General features: G+C 64.3%; 17 protein-coding genes. 9 read left to right on the top strand and 8 right to left on the bottom strand.

The window, feature by feature from the left end:
- Nucleotides 1-407: 407 nt before the first annotated feature.
- From ACQ4WM_RS00385 to ACQ4WM_RS00360, 6 genes are all read left to right on the top strand, one after another.
- Nucleotides 408-1,988 carry a methyl-accepting chemotaxis protein gene (locus tag ACQ4WM_RS00385; RefSeq protein ID WP_436544741.1) on the top strand — a complete coding sequence of 527 codons (1,581 nt, stop codon included), beginning with the start codon at nucleotides 408-410 and terminating at the stop codon, nucleotides 1,986-1,988.
- Nucleotides 1,989-2,065: 77 nt separating this feature from the next.
- Nucleotides 2,066-2,605, top strand: a complete 540-nt coding sequence (locus ACQ4WM_RS00380) for a CPBP family glutamic-type intramembrane protease (RefSeq protein ID WP_436544740.1) — start codon at nucleotides 2,066-2,068, stop codon at nucleotides 2,603-2,605.
- A gap of 190 nt (nucleotides 2,606-2,795) precedes the next feature.
- The gene (locus ACQ4WM_RS00375) at nucleotides 2,796-3,257 is read left to right on the top strand and encodes a hypothetical protein (protein WP_436544739.1); all 462 of its coding nucleotides are present in this window, start codon (nucleotides 2,796-2,798) and stop codon (nucleotides 3,255-3,257) included.
- Between the two features lie 70 nt (nucleotides 3,258-3,327).
- The gene (locus ACQ4WM_RS00370) at nucleotides 3,328-3,837 is read left to right on the top strand and encodes a hypothetical protein (RefSeq protein ID WP_436544738.1); all 510 of its coding nucleotides are present in this window, start codon (nucleotides 3,328-3,330) and stop codon (nucleotides 3,835-3,837) included.
- A 284-nt stretch (nucleotides 3,838-4,121) separates the two neighbouring features.
- Nucleotides 4,122-5,342 (top strand): formate-dependent phosphoribosylglycinamide formyltransferase, encoded by a 1,221-nt coding sequence (purT, locus tag ACQ4WM_RS00365; protein WP_436544737.1) that lies wholly within the window; start codon nucleotides 4,122-4,124, stop codon nucleotides 5,340-5,342.
- A complete protein-coding gene (locus tag ACQ4WM_RS00360) occupies nucleotides 5,339-6,076 on the top strand; it encodes a hypothetical protein (protein ID WP_436544736.1) in 738 nt (245 codons plus the stop codon). The genes purT and ACQ4WM_RS00360 overlap by 4 nt, the downstream gene beginning before the upstream one ends.
- Here the strand turns inward: ACQ4WM_RS00360 and ACQ4WM_RS00355 are convergent.
- Genes ACQ4WM_RS00355 through ACQ4WM_RS00330 form a run of 6 tightly spaced genes read right to left on the bottom strand, consistent with a single transcriptional unit; the run spans nucleotide 6,063 to nucleotide 10,693 of the window.
- Nucleotides 6,063-6,725, bottom strand: coding sequence for an ABC transporter permease (locus tag ACQ4WM_RS00355; RefSeq protein WP_436544735.1), 663 nt, complete (start codon nucleotides 6,723-6,725; stop codon nucleotides 6,063-6,065). The two genes, ACQ4WM_RS00360 and ACQ4WM_RS00355, sit on opposite strands and share 14 nt — an antisense overlap.
- Nucleotides 6,722-8,005, bottom strand: a complete 1,284-nt coding sequence (locus ACQ4WM_RS00350; RefSeq protein ID WP_436544734.1) for a glycosyltransferase — start codon at nucleotides 8,003-8,005, stop codon at nucleotides 6,722-6,724. Before ACQ4WM_RS00350 ends, ACQ4WM_RS00355 begins: the two co-directional genes overlap by 4 nt.
- On the bottom strand, nucleotides 8,002-8,865 hold the full coding sequence (locus ACQ4WM_RS00345; RefSeq protein WP_436544733.1) for a hydrolase 1, exosortase A system-associated: 864 nt from the start codon (nucleotides 8,863-8,865) through the stop codon (nucleotides 8,002-8,004). The genes ACQ4WM_RS00350 and ACQ4WM_RS00345 overlap by 4 nt, the downstream gene beginning before the upstream one ends.
- Nucleotides 8,855-9,712 (bottom strand): hydrolase 2, exosortase A system-associated, encoded by an 858-nt coding sequence (locus ACQ4WM_RS00340; RefSeq protein ID WP_436544732.1) that lies wholly within the window; start codon nucleotides 9,710-9,712, stop codon nucleotides 8,855-8,857. Before ACQ4WM_RS00340 ends, ACQ4WM_RS00345 begins: the two co-directional genes overlap by 11 nt.
- The gene (locus ACQ4WM_RS00335) at nucleotides 9,712-9,969 is read right to left on the bottom strand and encodes an acyl carrier protein (RefSeq protein ID WP_436544731.1); all 258 of its coding nucleotides are present in this window, start codon (nucleotides 9,967-9,969) and stop codon (nucleotides 9,712-9,714) included. Before ACQ4WM_RS00335 ends, ACQ4WM_RS00340 begins: the two co-directional genes overlap by 1 nt.
- The gene (locus tag ACQ4WM_RS00330; RefSeq protein WP_436544730.1) at nucleotides 9,956-10,693 is read right to left on the bottom strand and encodes a hypothetical protein; all 738 of its coding nucleotides are present in this window, start codon (nucleotides 10,691-10,693) and stop codon (nucleotides 9,956-9,958) included. Before ACQ4WM_RS00330 ends, ACQ4WM_RS00335 begins: the two co-directional genes overlap by 14 nt.
- A gap of 193 nt (nucleotides 10,694-10,886) precedes the next feature.
- On the opposite strand from ACQ4WM_RS00330, the gene ACQ4WM_RS00325 reads away from it, so the two are divergent.
- The 3 genes from ACQ4WM_RS00325 to ACQ4WM_RS00315 are packed head-to-tail and all read left to right on the top strand — an operon-like array spanning nucleotide 10,887 to nucleotide 15,645.
- The gene (locus ACQ4WM_RS00325; RefSeq protein ID WP_436544729.1) at nucleotides 10,887-12,512 is read left to right on the top strand and encodes an acyl-CoA ligase (AMP-forming), exosortase A system-associated; all 1,626 of its coding nucleotides are present in this window, start codon (nucleotides 10,887-10,889) and stop codon (nucleotides 12,510-12,512) included.
- Nucleotides 12,509-13,747, top strand: a complete 1,239-nt coding sequence (locus ACQ4WM_RS00320; protein ID WP_436544728.1) for a pyridoxal-dependent decarboxylase, exosortase A system-associated — start codon at nucleotides 12,509-12,511, stop codon at nucleotides 13,745-13,747. The genes ACQ4WM_RS00325 and ACQ4WM_RS00320 overlap by 4 nt, the downstream gene beginning before the upstream one ends.
- Nucleotides 13,744-15,645 carry an asparagine synthetase B family protein gene (locus ACQ4WM_RS00315; protein ID WP_436544727.1) on the top strand — a complete coding sequence of 634 codons (1,902 nt, stop codon included), beginning with the start codon at nucleotides 13,744-13,746 and terminating at the stop codon, nucleotides 15,643-15,645. Before ACQ4WM_RS00320 ends, ACQ4WM_RS00315 begins: the two co-directional genes overlap by 4 nt.
- Here the strand turns inward: ACQ4WM_RS00315 and ACQ4WM_RS00310 are convergent.
- The gene (locus ACQ4WM_RS00310) at nucleotides 15,563-16,498 is read right to left on the bottom strand and encodes a polysaccharide deacetylase family protein (RefSeq protein WP_436544726.1); all 936 of its coding nucleotides are present in this window, start codon (nucleotides 16,496-16,498) and stop codon (nucleotides 15,563-15,565) included. The genes ACQ4WM_RS00315 and ACQ4WM_RS00310 overlap by 83 nt on opposite strands.
- On the bottom strand, nucleotides 16,495-17,796 hold the full coding sequence (locus tag ACQ4WM_RS00305) for a putative O-glycosylation ligase, exosortase A system-associated (RefSeq protein WP_436544725.1): 1,302 nt from the start codon (nucleotides 17,794-17,796) through the stop codon (nucleotides 16,495-16,497). Before ACQ4WM_RS00305 ends, ACQ4WM_RS00310 begins: the two co-directional genes overlap by 4 nt.
- Nucleotides 17,797-17,861: the final 65 nt, after the last annotated feature.

Below are 17,861 nucleotides of genomic sequence, written 5' to 3'. Positions count from 1 at the left end.
ACACAACCTCGATTTGAAATAATGAGCAATTATAACCAGTTAATGGACGGCCCTGCGGACCACGGCAGTCCGTTCGATTCTTCGGTTGATGGCAACCGGCGCCGGCCGGCGCAGCAATTGGCACGGTATTGCATGTTGCGGCGGAAAAATGCGTTAACGTTATTAAAAGTAAATATGTAGTTCTTTTAGGTATTACAATTGAGTTGCTGGAAATATTTTTTGTTTCCTTTGGGGTATAATTTGACTCGCTGAAGCGCCGGACCACCCCCGCGCTATTCTTTCAGCAAACTATCCGACAGCCTAGAAAACGCTCGTCACCGGCCGCGTCATCACACAGTACGCCGCCTCTGCCACCTTGAGGCCGGCATTATCCGGCAAGCGTTTTCACTACAGGAAAAGGATATATCATGAACTCACAACGTCGCCTGACCATTGGCATGCGCCTGAGCCTCGGCTTCGCTGCCTTGGTGGTACTGATGCTGGTGCTGGCCGCCTTCGCTTTGCTGCGCATCGGTGCCATTTCGAACGCCATGCGCGCCCAGGAAACTGTGCAGCAGCAAAAGCTCGAGCCGCTGTATGTAGCGCGCGAAGCGCTTGACCAGACGGGCCTTGCCGCTCGCAATGCCTATATTTTCCACGATGAAGCGGCAGCCGCCAGGGAATTGGCGATTGTCGACCAGCAAAAAGCGCTGTATCTGGAAGCCTTGTCGAAACTGACACCCATGTTCAGGGGCGATCCGCAGTTCGAGAAGGTCAGCACTGGTTTGAACAAGATGGCGCAAGAACTGCTGCGGCCGCGCCAATTGCGCGAAGCGGGCAAGATGGAACAATACGGTGCCTTCCTGGTCAATGACTGCAGCCCCTTGCGGCGCCAGATCGTGGCCGATATCGACACGGTATTGAAATCGGTGCAGCGCGAGTCCATGCTGGCCAGCGAAGCGGCGCACGCCATTTATGGCCATTCGGTACGCTGGATTGCCGTGCTCGCCGCCATCAGCGTGCTTGTCTGCGTGGTGGTGGCCACCATCATTACGCGCCGCCTGCTGCGCCAACTGGGCGGCGAGCCCGATTACGCGGCGGCGATTGCCGACCGTATCGCCCATGGCCAACTGGGCATCGAAGTCGTGACGCGGCCAGGTGACGACAGCAGCATGCTGTTTGCCATGAAAACCATGCGAGACAATCTGTCGGCCATTGTTGGCAAGGTGCGTCTCGGTACCGAAAATATTACCGCCGCATCGACCGATATTGCCTCCGGTAACCGTGATTTGTCACAGCGCACCGAGCAGCAGGCCGGCTCGCTCGAAGAGGTCGCCTCCTCAATGGAGCAGCTGATCGCCACCGTGCGCCAGAATGCGGAAAACGCGCGGCAGGCGAACCATTTGGCGCGCGAAGCGTCGACCGTGTCGGAGCAGGGTGGCAAGGCGGTGGCCGAAGTGGTACACACCATGGGCCTGATTCATGCGTCGTCAAACAAGATTGTCGACATTATCGGCGTGATCGACGGCATTGCCTTCCAGACCAATATCCTGGCGCTCAACGCCGCCGTCGAGGCGGCACGCGCCGGCGAGCAGGGACGCGGCTTTGCGGTGGTGGCCACCGAGGTGCGCAGCCTGGCCCAGCGCTCGGCCGCCGCCGCGCACGAGATCAAGGCGCTGATCAACGATTCGGTCAGCAAGGTAGGCACCGGCACCGTGCTGGTCGAAAAAGCGGGCGCCACCATGCACGAGGTGGTGGCCGGCATCGGCCGTGTGACGGGCATCATGACCGAGATCAGCCACGCCACCGAGGAACAGGGCGCCGGCATCGAGCAAATCAACCGCGCCATCGTCGACATGGATAAAGTCACGCAGCAGAACGCGGCGCTGGTCGAGCAGGCGGCGGCTGCGGCGCTGCAACTGCAGCAGCAAGCCGAGCAGCTGGAACAGGAAGTGGGCATCTTCAAGCTGGAACAGGTGCACAGCCGGCCGCTGCTGACGGCCAACTGATCACTTGCCTCGCCGGACGTGCAAGTGCTGTTTTACGCGCTACAATGGAAGCCGGACCAGCGCTCCCAGGATCGTATATGCAGCTGCACCAGAGTGACGAGGCGAACAGCCCGGAAAGTGCCCCGAGCGCGAAAGTGCCGGTGCTGCGCCATGTCGCCGGCGCGATGGGCTGGGCGGTACTCACTTGCAGCGTATGCTTTGCCATTCTGGCCATTACCAAGGCATTGTTGCCGCCGCAATACTGGGGGGCGCACACGGGCCTGGCCCGTTTCGAGCGCGAAATGTCGCTGCCGCTGCTGCTGTTCTGGGTCGTGCTCTATTCCCCCATTCTTGAAACCTTCGTCGGCCAGCTGCTGCCGCTGGAAATCCTGCGGCGCTTTCGGGTCAACCAGCCTGTCAGCATCTTCATTGGCGCCGTGGTGTGGGCCATCGTCCATTACCTGAGCGGCGGCTTGCTGCATGCAATCGTGGCGCTCGGGTCCGGCGCCATGTTCAGCCTGGTTTATCTGCGCTACCGCGAGCCTGGCGTGGCGTCCGCTTATGCGACCACCGCCCTGGCCCGCGCCGTTAACAATTGCTTGCTGCTGATCGCCGTCGCCTACGGCATTGATGCCTGAGGCGGCGCCGGGTTCTTGGATCGTTTTTCTTGCAAACAATGATCAGGACGATAATGCATTGATGCACGTCAGGCCAGCGTCAGGCAGGCTTGCCATCTTGCGCCACGCGGCATACCGTGACAGATAGGCGGCGAAGCTTCCACCACGGTTTGACATCCTTGCCATATTGCACCTGACCCACGGAGTAGCCATGCGTTCGACTGCGATATTGTCTCTGTTACCCGCCATCATGCTGATGACCTCATTGAACGCGGCAGGACAACCGTCAGGGGGCGCCCCTTCTGCGCAGCGGCCATCCACCCCCATGGCGGAAAAATCCATGATGGAGATATGGCAGCGGCAAAGGCTGAAGCCGGCAGAGCCCGTAGCGTCTGCAGTGCTGGTGGCCCCACCCGTTGATGAACTGAAGAAGTCGGAACTGAAGGACCTGGCGGAGAAAATTCGTCAGGCCTGTCCAAGCTGCTCGACGGTCATTTCCATCGGCGGCGCGACGATTGTTGGCGGCAACGTCGGCGCCTCCTCCTTTGGTAGCGCCGTCGCCGGGAGCGCACGCAAATGCGTCTCGGCAGACAAGTCGGAGTGTAACGGCACCTGCCTCATGATCAGTGATGATCTGTACCAGCTTCTGCTTGCCAGAACAAGGAAACGCTAAGCGCACACCAGCCTGTAGCGCGTCTCAGTTCTGCCTGGCACGGTATCGGCATCATGGCAGCAAGCTGGTTATGGCAACTGACGATAGTGATCAGGCGAAGGACAGCATCATGAAAACGTTTGTTTTGGCTATGCTGCTACTGTTTTCGTGCATGGCCTGCGTGCGCGCTGCGCCCACCGTAGGCGCTTATCAAAACTACCGCGATTCGACGTACGCTATTCAACGTGCTTACCTGCAGCGCATAGCGCAGCATCAGGAAAAAATGATGGCAGACATGGAGCAGAAACTCACTCAGCAGCAATGGCAGACTACCGCGATTTCCATCATGGTATTTATCATGGTGGGGTTTGGCCTGGTGTTGAGCGGTTTGCAGTTCTACACCGATTTTCGGCGCGGGCACAGTTCCAGCATCACATTCAGAATGGGCGGCGGTACCTTTGAGCTGAGCAGTACCGTCATCGGGATAGTCATTCTTGCCCTCAGTTTCTGGTTCTTTCAAACCTATATCGAGAAAGTATACGAAATTAACATCGTGACAGTGTCGCCGATTGACCTCACCACGTTTGGCGTCGATCGTTAGTATTCGTTTCACTGCCCCATATCCTCGTCATATCCAATCTTGTTTCGGCGAATCGGCAATGGCATTGCCGCACGATTCACTGCCCTCGCGCCTGCAATAACGCCTTTTTGCTGTTTGCCGTCGCCTATGGCTTCGACGCCTGAGCCGGAGCCGGGCGCAGCAGGTACAGCAGCAACAGCGCAGTAACCAATGCCAGGCCGCACGGCAGGACGCGCGCTGTCAAAGAACGCTGGCATTTGTTATAGTTCCAGCCATCTTTCCTTCAGCCCTACATGATCCTGCCCATGACTAACGTTCTCACACCCCGCACTTTCGGTACGCCTTTATCTTCCACCGCCATCAAAGTCATGCTGCTCGGTTCCGGTGAGTTGGGCAAGGAAGTGATTATTGCCTTGCAGCGCCTAGGCGTGGAGGTGATTGCGGTGGACCGTTATCCGAACGCGCCCGGCCATCCGGTGGCGCACCGCTCGCATGTGATCGACATGAGTGACGGCGTGGCGCTGGCCGCCCTGATCGAGCTGGAAAAGCCGGACCTGATCGTGCCCGAAATCGAGGCGATCGCCACCGATACCCTGGCGGCGCTGGAAGCGGCCGGCCAGATTACCTGCATCCCGACCGCGCGCGCGGCGCAGCTGACCATGAACCGCGAAGGCATACGCCGGCTGGCGGCCGAGGAACTGGGCGTGGCCACCTCGCCGTACCGCTTTGCCAGCAGCTTGCAGGAATTGCAGCTCGCTTGCCAGGAAATCGGTTTTCCCTGCGTGGTGAAACCGGTCATGTCCTCGTCGGGCAAGGGCCAGTCGAAACTGGACAGCGCGCAAGACGTGGAAGCCGCCTGGGCCTATGCGGCCAGCGGCAGCCGGGTCGATACGGGCCGGGTCATCGTCGAAGGCTTTATCGATTTCGACTACGAGATCACTTTGCTGACGGTGCGCGCCATCGGCGCCTCGGGCCAGGTCGAGACGCAGTTTTGCGAGCCGATCGGCCACTTGCAGGTGCAGGGTGACTATGTGGAGTCATGGCAGCCGGCGCGCATGGCGCCGCTGGCACTGGAGCGTTCGCGCGAGATCGCGCGCAAGGTGACTGATGACCTGGGTGGCCTGGGCCTGTTCGGCGTCGAGTTGTTTGTGAAGGACGATATGGTGTGGTTTTCGGAAGTGAGCCCGCGCCCGCACGACACCGGCATGGTGACCATGGTCAGCCAGGTGCAGAGCGAATTCGAGCTGCACGCGAAAGCCATTCTGGGTTTGCCCGTCAATGTGGCGCTGCGCTCGCCGGGCGCCTCGGCTGTCATCTATGGCCAGCTGGAAGCGAAGGGCATCGCTTTTGAAGGCGTGGCCGATGCCCTGAGCGTGCCGGGATCGGATTTGCGCCTGTTCGGCAAGCCCGAATCGTTTGCGCGCCGCCGCATGGGCGTGGCGCTGGCCACGGCCGATGATATTGATACTGCGCGCCAGCGCGCCGTGCTGGCCGCCTCGAAAGTCCAACCTGTGGAGAAAAAATGAGCGAACAAGAGATCCCCGATGTAGAACCTTCCGAGCACGCGGTGACCGGCAAGGAAGCCGGCGCGAAGATGCTGTCCAACGCCTGCGCCGCCCGTGACGCTTTTTATGCCAGCCTGGGCGCTGTCGACAGCGATGTGCTGGCCCCGCTGGTGAACCCGTCGTTTATGGGCGGGCCGCGCTGGCCGTCGCTGCGCCAGGCCTGGCGCGTGATACGCCGCCCCGACTCCATCATTATTGCCAGCGATGGCCTCAGCGATCCGTTCGAGGATGACGACGATATTTTCGAGCCGCTGGGCCATCTGGTGGAGGTGTGCGTGGAAGCGCCGCTGTCCTGCTTCGAGGATGGCGACATTGCCGGTTCCTGGCTGTTTGACCTGGTGTATCAGCTGAGCCAGAACGTGGCCGATCACGGTTCGATTGATCTATTGGTCGAACGCCACGGCAGCGTGTCGATGGCGCTCGACCTGCAGGCGTCGCCAAGCGGGTTGGAAGACGAGAATGAACAGGTGGGCGTGCTGCTCGACGCGACGGCGCCAGGTATCCCTGCTGCCTTTGATACCCCGTACGGGCCGGTGATGATGCTGACGGCCACCGTGCTGCAGCCGGCCGAACTGGCGTATATCGGCGAAGCCGAAAACCGCGCCGAGGCACGCGCGGCACTGGCCAGGGCCTTGGCCGCATCGCCGAGCGGGCGCCTGAGCGTGGCGGATCGTCCGGCCGTCACTCTGCCTTAGTATCATCCTTGGCCGCATCCTTGATGTCCGCCGCTGGCTGCTGCCACTGGCCGGCTTTCTGCAATTGGTTTTTCAGGCCTTGCAAAGGAAAACCCAGCGCGTAGGCCCTGGCCGCGTACTCGCGCGCTTGCGCATACTCCTTGCGCTTGACGTACAGCAGGCCCAGGTTGTACTGCAGGGTGGCGTGTTCGGGCGACCGGCGCGCCGCTTCCTGCAGTTGTTCCAGCGCCGCCGCGTCCTGCCTGGTGGCCAGCAGGTAGTTACCGAACACCATACGCGCCGTCGTATCGTGCGGCGCATACGCAATCGCGCGCTCGAAGTAGCAGCTGACCGTGTAGCGCGCGCCCACCGGCTGCACGCGCTTGTCGCGCAGGCTCAGTTTCGCCATCGCGGCCAGTGCCCGATGGTGGTTGGGGAAGTGCTCCAGCGTGTAGCTGATGTCGCCGCCCAGGCTGCCCGTCATGCCCTGTTTCAGGGTCTCCACGTTGCGTGAAAAATGGTATTGCTCGACCACCGCCAGGCCGGCCCGGTCGTCGGAACTGGTGTAGTCGCCGCCCGGATCGTGTTTGACATACGGCGGGCAGCTCGATTGCGCGCCAGCGGTAGCGGTGGCGGCAAGCAAGGCGCAAAATATCAGCAGGTTTTTCATGGTGGACTCCGGTGGGTGACCTGGTCGAGCAGCTCGGCCAGCGCATGGCTGCGCGCCTGGCGCGACTGCAGCACGATGGCGCCGTCACTGGCCAGCGGCGCGCAGCCTTGTCGGGCAAGGTCGAGAAAGCGCAGCAGGGCGCGTGCGCAGTCGCTGCTGGAAGCCAGCTGGCCGATGGTGTCGATGCCGCACAGGCGCAGCTTGGCCGCGCTGTCGCCGGCCAGGTCGGTCAGGGCCAGCACGGGCCGGCGGCAGCGCAGATATTCATATAGCTTGGCGGGAATCTGGCCATTGCAGTTGGCCGCCTGCAACAGCAGCAAGCCGTCGGCCGACTGCATTTCGCGCAGCGCTTCGTGGTGCGCCTGCAATGGTGCCAGGGTGACCAGGTCGGCGATACCGTAGCGGGCCAGCAGGCCAGAGAGCCAGTCATCATGGCCGGTGGCGCGCAGCAGCAGCTGGAAATTGTGCGCGGCCAGCGCGCCGCCTTGCTTCAGCCGGGCCAGGGCAGCAAACAGTGCCTGCGGATCGCGCTCGGACGGATAAATCACGCCGCTGTGCAGCAGCAGGAAGCGGCTGCGGTGCCTGCCCCGCGCGTGGCTGGCGCACTCTGTAAAGCCCGCCTCGTCGTAACCGTTCTCGATCAGGCAAAAGCGTTTGGCGTCCACTTGCGTCAGGCGCCGGCGGTGGCTGTCGATGGCGCCCGGCGTGGTGCAGACGATGGCCGCGCTGCGCGCCGCGATGCGCTGTTCGATCCAGCCATGCAGGCGGTGCACGCGGGCATTGGCGGGATACAGCGCTTCAGGGTCGCTGTCGTCGATCATCGGGTCGCGCTGGTCGGCGATCCAGGGCAGGCCCGTCAGTTTATGCAGGGTCAAACCGATCAGGTGGGCGGTGGCGATCGGGTAGGTGGACCAGATCGCGTCGGGCCGGTAGCGCCGTATCATGGCCAGCCCGGCCGGCACGGCGCTAAGCCACCAGGAACTCCAGCGGTCGGGCAGGGCCAGACAGGCGGGATAGCGCCCACGCAGCGACAGATGGCGCGCCGCATCGAGCGCCGCACTGCGCCGCACCGTCAGCTGGCCGTCGCCGCTGGTCTGGTCGCTGGTGTGACCATAGGCGCGCGGGCTGGCGCTAAGCACCAGCGGCTGCCAGCCCGCTTCGGGCAGGTAGCGCGCGAAACCCAGGGTGCGCAGCACGCCGCTGCCGCCTTGCAGCGGGGGGAAATGGTAGGCCACCATCAGCAGGCGGCGCGGGCGCAGGCCCGGTTGCACGGTGATCATGCAGCGATCCAGTCGGCGCACAGGTGCTCGACCCTGGAGCGCGCGGCGGCGCTGGAAAAAGTGTGGTTGGCACCGGGCACTTCCTCCTGGCGCCAGCTGCGGCTGGTGCCCAGTTCGCGCCAGGCGCGGTCATTCGCCAGCAGGGTGCTCCATTCGCGCGCGCCCAGGTCGTCGCCGCTCAGTATCAGCAGCACCTTGCCGCGAAAGCAGCGCAGCGCCTCGAACAGCAGGCTTGCCGGCGCCTGCGCTTGCTGCTGCTCGTTGAGGGTGACAGCCTGGCGCAGTGACGCCAGGCTGTCACCCAGGCGCACGCTGCCGCCTGCCAGTTTGCGCCAGAACGCAGCTTGCAGCAGGCGCGGCAAATAATAGTGGCGCAAGGTGGCGCGGGCCAGGATCGCCGGGCTGCGCACCCAGGGATTGAGCAGTATCAGGCCGCTGATGCGCGGGTCGCGCGGCGCATGGCAGGCGGCCGCCGTGGCGCCGTCGCACAGGCCCCATAGCACCACCTCGCGCAGGGCCGGCACGGCGGCGAAAAACTGCGCCAGCGCGGCGGCGATGTCGGCATCGACACTGCGGTAGTCGCGCAGTTCACCCTCGCTGTCGCCCATGCCGCGGTAGTCGAAGCGCAGCACGGCGATGCCGCGCGCGGCCAGGAAGCGTGCCAGCAACACAAATTGACGGTGGCTGCCGGCCCGGTATTGCGGTCCGCCGGTGACGATCAGCACCCCGCGCGGGCCCGGCGCTGGCGGTACGGTCAGAATGCCGACCAGGCGCGCCTCGGCGTCGTCGGCGCAGCGAAAGCGCAACGCCAACTGATGGACGGCGGACAAGGGCGCGATGGTGGAAAGTTCATCGTGCATGCTGGCATTCTCCTTCGTCGAGCCAGTCGTGACAGACGCTGGCGGTCGCGTCCAGCAATTGCGGGCACTCCAGCAATTCGGCGCTGTTCCAGAACGGGCCATCGGCAAAGCCGGCGATGTACAGCGCCACGCCCGCAGCGCGCCATTGCCCGGCCAGGCTGGCGGCCGCTACTGGCAGCACAGCGGCCTCGCCGCTCTGGTATTGCAGCCAGTAGACGGGCGCCAAAGGGCGCAAGCTGGCAGCATCGATCGCATCGATGGCCTGCACCAGTTCCGGCGCCAGCAGGTAGCCTGCCACTTCGACGGCGCGACCGGCCGCAAGTTCGGCGCGCGCATGGCCGGGTGCCTCGGCCTGGCCGGCCAGCATGCGGCCGGCCAGGCGCAGGCGCAGGAAACGGTCGATGGCGCTCCGGCCGTCCAGTTCCGGTTGCCACAGCAGTAATCGCTGCACTGGCACCGGTGGATGCGCGGCCAGTTCCAGCGCCAGCAGGGCGCCCAGGCGCAAGCCCCACAGCATCAAGGGACCATCGACGCGTTGCGCCAGCCAGGCGCAGGCCAGGTGCAGGTCGTTGCGCCAGATGCTCCAGCGTGCGTCGCCGAAGTCGCCGCTGCTGTCGCCGCAGCCGTACAGGTCGAGCTGCAGTACGCTGTAGCCAGCGGCGGCAAAGGCGCGCGCTTGCATCGCGGCGACATGCCGGCTTTTGTTGAGTTCTTCGGCAAACGGATGGATATAGACGATGCCGCCACGCGCGGGCCGGCCCGGCGCCGGCAGGTGCAGCAGGCAGTAGCGCTGGCCGCCTTGCGCAGGCATGAAAAACGGCAGCAAGCTGATGGTGGCGCCCCGCATCAGCGCAAGTCCGCTTGCGCCAGCTTGGTGTCGACAAACGCCTGCAAGGTGCCGACGGTGGCGAAATGGCGGGCGTGGATATCGTCGTCCTCGATGGTGAAGCCGAAATGCTCTTCCAGCGCGGCGATCACGCCGAGCACCGCCATCGAATCGAGTTCCGGCAAGCTGCCCAGCAGCGGCGTATCGTGCGCCAGCGGCTGCGTGCCCAGTCCCAGCGTGGCGCGCAGGATGGCGGTGATGGTATCAAGTGGCGGCATGGCGGCTCCAGGGTAAATGGTCAAAGCGGAAACTCGGGAAACTGGCGGGGTGGCGCGACAAATGCAGATAGGGCGGCAGGCTGGCGAACATCCATTGCCAGCGGCCGCAGCGCACGAAAGTGGCCGTACCCAGGTTGATGGCGCCCAGGCGCGCATGGGCCGCCAGCGAGCTGCGGTTGAAGCGCGAGATGCGGCTGCACGACCATCGCACGCCTTGGACATGCAGCCGGGCGTTGGCTTCTTCCCACAGCCGGGCGAATACCAGCGCGCCGCGCTGCTGCGGATGCACCCACACGTCGAGGTCCCACGACAGCTGCGGCGCCAGCACATAGCGCGCGCGCACCTCGTCTTCCTGGCAGGCGCCGTGCAGCAGCCACAGCCAGCCGGCCATGGACGGCGCCGCATGATTGGCCTGGCCCACCCGCGCCACCAGGCATTGCGCGCCCTGATGGTAGCGGTCCAGCAGTACCGTCAACGGACGCTCGGGGCCAGGTGGCAGCGCTTCGGCCGCCAGGCAGGGCGTGACGGCGATCGCCTTGCCGCGGCCACGGCACAGGGAACCGGGCGCCACCGGCTGGGCCACGAATTGATAGCGGTGCAGCGCGCAGCGCCCGCCGGGAATCGCCTGCAGCAGGCGCGCGCATGCATGCCAGGCGCCGTCTATCCAGCCCAGCTGGCGCAGCGAGGCGGCGATACGGTGTACGAAGTTCAGGAACCAGGCCATGATGGAATGGGATAAGGCGGCTGGGCAGCCAACGTTGTCCATTAGAGCGCAGCGGCGTTGATGAGTCTTGCGCCGCCTCAAGTCGTGCCACCGGGCCGTGTAAGTTGATAAGAATCAAGAACCGCGACGGCGTTTGTCTCAATCATAGGGGGATGCATGAAATGCATCATGCCTGCATAGACGAGGGACGACGATGGCGACACTGATCCATGACTTTATCTTCGAGACGGCGCGCCAGGCGCCCGCCGCGCCGGCGCTGAGCTACCAGGGCGTGACGCTGGCGTATGGCGAGCTGGCGCAAAGCGTGCGCGACTGCGCCGACGCGCTGCTGCAGCTGGGTTTGCAGCGCGCCGGGCGCGTGGCTGTCTACCTGGAAAAACGCCATGAAAACGTAATTGCCATGTTCGGCGCGGCGGCAGCCGGCGGCGTGTTCGTGCCCGTCAATCCGCTGTTGAAACCCGAACAGGTCGCATATATTCTGAAAGACTGCGGCGTGTCCGTGCTGGTCACCTCGCGCGAACGGCTGGCGCAACTGGCACCGGCGCTGGCAGGCTGCCCCCGCTTGCGCACCATTATCGTCACCGGCGAGCGCGGTCCGGACGCCGCCCCGGGTGGCGTGCAGATTCTGTCATGGTCGTCGGTGCTGGCGCTGGGCGCGGACCTGGCGGCCAAGTTCCACGATACGATCAAGCACGCCATGATCGACAAGGACATGGCGGCGATTTTATATACCTCGGGCAGCACCGGCCGGCCCAAGGGCGTGGTGCTGTCACACCGCAATATGGTGGCCGGCGCAGCGAGCGTATCTTGCTACTTGCGCAACACGCCGCAAGACCGGCTGCTGTGCGTGCTGCCGCTCAGCTTTGACTATGGCCTGAGCCAGCTGACCACCGCGTTTGCCAGCGGCGCCTGCGCCGTGCTGATCAATTACTTGCTGCTGCGCGACATTATCGAAGCGGTGGAACAGGAAGCGATCACCGGCCTGGCGGCGGTGCCGCCGCTGTGGATACAACTGTCGCAACTGAGCTGGCCGCTGTCGACACCACTGCGCTACATCACCAATTCGGGCGGCGTGATGCAGCCGGGCACGGTCGACAAGCTGCGCGCACAGCTGCCGCATACGCAAATTTTCCTGATGTATGGCTTGACGGAAGCGTTCCGCTCCACCTACCTGCCGCCGGAACAGCTGGCAACGCGCCCGGACTCGATCGGCAAGGCGATTCCAAATGCCGAAGTGCTGGTGCTGCGGCCCGACGGCAGCGTGTGCGACGATGAAGAACCGGGCGAACTGGTGCACCGTGGCGCGCTGGTGGCGCTCGGCTACTGGAACGATGCGGCGCGCACCGCCGAGCGCTTCAAGCCGTTGCCACCCCAGGCCGATGGGCTGGTGCTGCCCGAACTGGCTGTCTGGTCGGGCGACACGGTACGCCGCGACGCCGACGGTTATCTGTATTTCGTCGGCCGCAACGATGAAATGATCAAGACCTCGGGCTACCGGGTCAGCCCGGCCGAGATCGAGGAAGTGGCGTATGCCAGCGCCCTGGTGGCCGAAGCGGTCGCGCTGGGCGTGCCGCACCCCTTGCTGGGCGCGGCCATCGCCTTGCTGGTGACTCCCGCGCCCGGCGTTGAACTGGGGCGCGAGGCGTTGTTGTCGGCCTGCCGCCAGCGCTTGCCTGCCTACATGATGCCGCTGTGGGTCGATATCCGCAGCGAGGCCTTGCCGCGCAATCCCAACGGCAAGATCGACCGGGCCCTGCTGGCGCGCGAGATTGCCGAGGTGCTTGCCACCATCCCTGTCAACGCCGGAGAGCGGCCATGAACGCGCGCGGCTTGCCCGTGCATGCGGCCTTGCAACTGTTGGCAACGCACGATGATGTGTTGCAGTTTGGTGGCCTGCCCTTGAACCGGCTGGCGCAGCGCGTGGGGCGCACGCCGTTCTATGCCTACGACCGCGCGCAGATCACGGCACGGGTGGCAAGCTTGCGCAGCGCGCTGCCTGCCGGCGTGCACCTGCATTACGCGATGAAGGCCAATCCGATGCCCGCCGTGGTGCAGTTGCTGGCCGCTCTGGTCGACGGCATCGACGTGGCGTCGGGCGGCGAACTGGCCACCGCGCTCGACACCACCATGGTGCCAGCGTGCATCAGCTTTGCGGGTCCCGGCAAAAGCAAAGACGAGCTGGCGCGTGCGGTGGCGGCGGGCGTGCTGATCAATGTCGAGTCGCGCGCAGAGCTGGAAAAGCTGGCCCTGGCCAGCGACCGGCTGGGCCTGGCGGCGCGGGTCGCCGTGCGGGTCAACCCCGATTTCGCGCTGCGCCGCGCCGGCATGCGCATGGGCGGCGGTGCCCAGCCGTTTGGCGTCGATGCGGCGCTGGTGCCGGCCTTGCTGGCGCGCATAGCCCAGCTGCAGCTCGATTTTCACGGCTTTCACTTGTTTTCCGGCTCGCAAAACCTGTCGGCCCTGGCGCTGGCCGAAGCCCAGGCGGCCAGTATCGAACTGGCGCTGCAATTGGCCCATGACGCACCGTCTGCCTTGCGCGTGCTCAATATCGGAGGCGGCTTCGGCGTGCCGTATTTTCCTGGCGACATGCCACTCGACCTGGCACCGCTGGCGGAGAACCTGCAGCGGCAACTGGACCGGCTGGCGAGGGCGGCGCCCGGCGCCCGGTTGAATATCGAGCTGGGCCGCTATCTGGTGGCCGAGGCCGGTATTTATGTGTGCACGGTGATCGAGCGCAAAATGTCGCATGGCCAGGTATTTCTCGTCACCGATGGCGGCTTGCACCATCACCTGGCCGCCTCGGGCAATTTCGGCCAGATGATACGCAAGAATTATCCGGTAGCGATCGGCAACCGCCTGCACGGCGGCATGCGCGAGGTGGTGTCCGTGGTGGGGCCGCTGTGCACGCCGCTGGACTTGCTGGCCGAGCAGATGGAAATGGCGCGCGCGGACGAGGGCGATCTGGTGGTGGTGTTCCAGTCGGGCGCGTATGGCCTGAGCGCCAGTCCGACCGCGTTTCTCGGCCATCCGCTGCCGGCCGAGGTACTGGTATGAGCGGCCTGTGTGGTTGGCTGGCGAACGCGGCTGACGCCGGCGTCGATGCCGTTTCGGCGATCACGGCCATGGCGGCGTCGTTGTCGCGCTTCGATCATGCCCCCTTGCAGCTGCGCACTGTGAGCGGTAGTGCTGTCGCCGTGGCCGCCTGCGACGGCGCCAGCCACCTGTATCAGCAAGATGACTTGTTGGTCGCCCTATGGGGACACCCCGTACTCGATGGCTCCGGGTTGAATGTGGCTGAGCGGCTCGCGCCCGTCTGGCTGGCGCGCGGTGCGGCGGCCTGCGCGGCCTTGTCCGGCGAATTTGCGCTGGCCATCCTTGATGGCCCTGCCGGTCAACTGCTGCTGGCGGTCGACCGCGCCGGCAGTTATCCGCTCAGTTATGTCACCAATGGGAAGGGCGTGTTGTTTGCCTCCTCGAACGACGCGATGCTGGCCCATCCGGCCCTCCGCGCTGCACTCGACCCGCAGGCCCTGTATCACTATCTGTTTTTCCATATGGTGCCGGCGCCGGAAACGCCATGGCTGGGCTGGCAGCGCTTGTTGCCGGGCGAATACCTGCAGGTGAGCGCGGGAAAACAATGCAAGGGCAGTTACTGGTCGCTGGCTTTCCAGGAAAAAACCATCGCCACCTTTGCCAGCCGCCAGCAGGCTTTTCTGAGCACCTTGCGCCTGGCGGTGGAAAGCAGCCTGGGCGACGCGGCGGCGGTCACCGGCGCCTTTCTCAGCGGTGGCACAGACAGTTCCACCATCGCCGCTATCGTCAGGCAAGTCACGGGATCGGGCGCGCGCGCCTATTCGATCGGCTTTGATGCGCCCGGCTACGACGAAATGGCCTATGCGCACCTGGCCGCCAGCCACGCCGGCTGCGTACACCATGAGTACTATGTGACGGCGGCCGATGTGCTGGCCGCGATTCCCGCCATGGCCGCCGTCTTTGACCAGCCGTTCGGCAATGCCTCGGCGATTCCCGCCTACTATTGCGCAAAAATGGCGCGCGACGACGGCATGACGCGCATGCTGGGCGGCGACGGTGGCGATGAGTTGTTTGGCGGCAACGAACGTTATGCGCACCAGGCTTTGCTGTCCAGCTATGAACGCCTGCCGGCCCTGCTGCGCCAGGGCCTGATCGAGCCGCTGCTGTTCCGCAAAAACAGGACGCGGTCTTCACGGCTGGGCAACAAGGCGCGCAGCTACATAGTGCAAGCCACCATGGCGCTGCCGGCACGGCTGGAAAGTTATAACTTGCTGCAGCGCTATGGCCATTGCACGGTGCTGGAAGACGCTTTCCTGGAAACCATCGTTCCCGGCATGGCGCTCGATCGCGTGAACAGCGCGTACTTGCAGCGACCGGAACGCCAGCTGAGCCAGATCAATGCCTTGCTGGCGCTCGACATGCGCTTTACGCTGGCCGACAACGACTTGCCCAAGGTGCGCAAGGCTTGCGAGCTGGCTGGCGTGGAAGCGGCGTTTCCCTTCCTGCACGACGCGATGGTGGCGTTTGCCGCCAGCCTGCCGCCCGGTGACAAGCTGCGGGGCATGCGGCTGCGGCCGTTTTTCAAGCAGGCGTTGGCCGATATCTTGCCACCGGCCATCTTGCGCAAGAAAAAGCACGGTTTTGGCCTGCCGTTCGGCCTGTGGCTGCAAAGCCACGCGCCGCTGCGCGAGTTTGCTTTCGATAACCTGGCCCAGTTGCGCCGGCGCGGCATCGTGCGGCCGGCCTTTATCGACGATCTTCAAGGCCGCTTGCTGCTGGAACATCCCGCTTATCACGGCACCATGGTATGGATCCTGATGATGCTGGAACAATGGCTCAGCGCGCATGCACTGGGCTTTGCCGCCGGTTCTGGCGCAGCCGCCACAGAAACGCCAGGCGTCCTTTATCCCATGGCGTAAAACGGGGCAACTGGAACAGGTCCAGCCCGGCGCCGGGCCGCGCCACGCCCCAGTCGGTGGTCAGCGCCGCAGTAAAACCCAGGCTTTTGACGATGTTGACATGGGACGGCCCGTAATCGCTGCCGGCCTTGCCGTTCGGATAGGCAAACAGGGTCACAGGCGCTTGCAGCAGCTGTTCCAGCTCGCGCTTGCCGTTGGCGATATCGTTGCGCGCCGCGCGGTCGGACAGGGCGGCCAGGATGGGGTGGCTAACCGTGTGCGCGCCGATGCCCATGCCGGCCGCGTGCAGCCGCTGCAGTTGAGCAGTCGTGAGCATCGCAGCGGCTGGCGTGCGCATGGCGCCACCGGCGCGCCGGCCGATATCAAACGCCAGGCGCTGGCGCTGTTCGAACGGCAGGTATTTCAATCGCCCCAGCACATGGTCGATGGCGGCGCGGCGCTGGGCCAGGCTGGCAAGCGCCAGACAGTCCAGCCCCAGGTCGCGCAAATCGAGGGTGGCCCCCGGCGACTGGCGCACGGCTTCGATCACGCTGTCGTTCCACATCTGGCCGCCATTCAAATAGCCGGTGGCGATAAAAAAGGTGGCGTGCAGGTCGTATTGCCGCAGCAACGGCAGCGCGTGTTCGGCATTGTCGGCGTAGCCGTCGTCGAAGGTAATGCACGCGGCACCCGGCGGCAGGCTGCCGCCCTGCAGGCGCTGCACGGCCAGCGGCAGGGGCAGCACCGTATAAAAACGCTTGAGCACGCGCAACTGGCGTTCGAACAGGGCGCGGTCGACTTCGCCGGGGAACAGCGGGTCGGGCCGGGCCAGGACCCGGTGGTAGATCAGGATCGACAGCTCGGCCCCGCTCATGGCTGGCCCGCCATGCCGGACTCGGCCTGTGCGGGCGCCTTGCGCAGCGGCACCGTTCGCTGTGCTTGCACATGCTGTTCGACCAGGATGCGGGTGGCGATCAGTGCCGCCATCAGATAATAGGGCATGTCGAAATACAGCAGGCTGAGGAAAGCGCCACCTACGGCAAAGCCTACCATGCTGGCCTGGCACATGGTGGCCAGGCCCAGCGCCCAGGCCAGCTCGGGCTTTCCGCGCGACAAACGGATAATCGCGACGGCCGTGCGCCAGGTGGCCCAGCCCAGCGCCAGGTAGATTGCCAGTCCTGCAAAGCCGTGTTCACCGAGGGCCTGGAAATAGATGCTGTGGGCCGCATGCACGTCCTGCGGATCGGGCGCGTAGCGGGCAAAAATGCCCGCATCGGAGACTTCGAAGCCGCCGCCCGGGAAACGGTCACGGGCCAGATTGTACGCCATCTGCCAGGCATTCAGGCGGCCCTGGGCCGAACTGTCTTCCTGGAAAGTATTGATGGTGTCCATGCGCGCGGTCCAGCGTTCGGGCATGAAAGCAAGCAGCAGCGGCCCGAGCAAACACAGCAGCGCACCCAGAGCCACTTTCTTGCCGCTCTTGATCCACATGAACAGGCACATGGCGGCGATCGCCAGCAGCCCGCCGCGCGAATACGAGCCGAGCGCAGCCAGGGCGCTCAGCACCATTGCGCCTGTCAGCCCATGGCGTATCCAGCGTTTGCCGCTATTTTGCTGCAGGTAATACATCAACGGAATCGTGATGATCAGCGCCAGTGCCAGCGCATTGTTGTCGCCGATAAAAGTCGCTTCCGGCCCCCAGACCCGTTCCGTGCCGCCGCTGCGGATGGTAAATATGCCGCCCTTGACGCCATAAAAGCCGATCGAGCCGACCAGTACCCAGACCAGCCTGATGATATCGGTGCGGCTGCGTATCAGCATCATCACCACAAAGCTCATCAGCATGATTTTCATCACCTTGTTCCACTGCACCCAGGACGGTTCGGGCAGCAGCGCAAACGGGGTTGTCACATTCATCCACAGCACGAACAGCAGCAACAACGCGCTGACGGGGGTCATCGGCAAGCGCTTGGGCGTGCGCGACAGCAACATGCTGAACATGGTGGCCACCGCGATGATCATGGCGAATGGCAACTGGGTGGCAAAGCCCCAGCCTTGTGTATGCGGGTTCATCACGCTGACCCAGACCCACATCAGGGCACCAGTGGCGGGCACCTTGAAGATAAAGGGGAGCGAGCCGAACACGATCAGGGTAATCAGTATGTCGCGCATGGAGAGAGGGCTTCCTGGCTGGCGGTGTCGCTAAGTGTTATCGCATCGCAGGCGCCTTGCATTGA

It is taken from the genome of Janthinobacterium longum (assembly GCF_051380735.1).
Taxonomy (GTDB): domain Bacteria; phylum Pseudomonadota; class Gammaproteobacteria; order Burkholderiales; family Burkholderiaceae_D; genus Janthinobacterium.
This window is presented reverse-complemented; position numbering and strand designations above follow the sequence as displayed.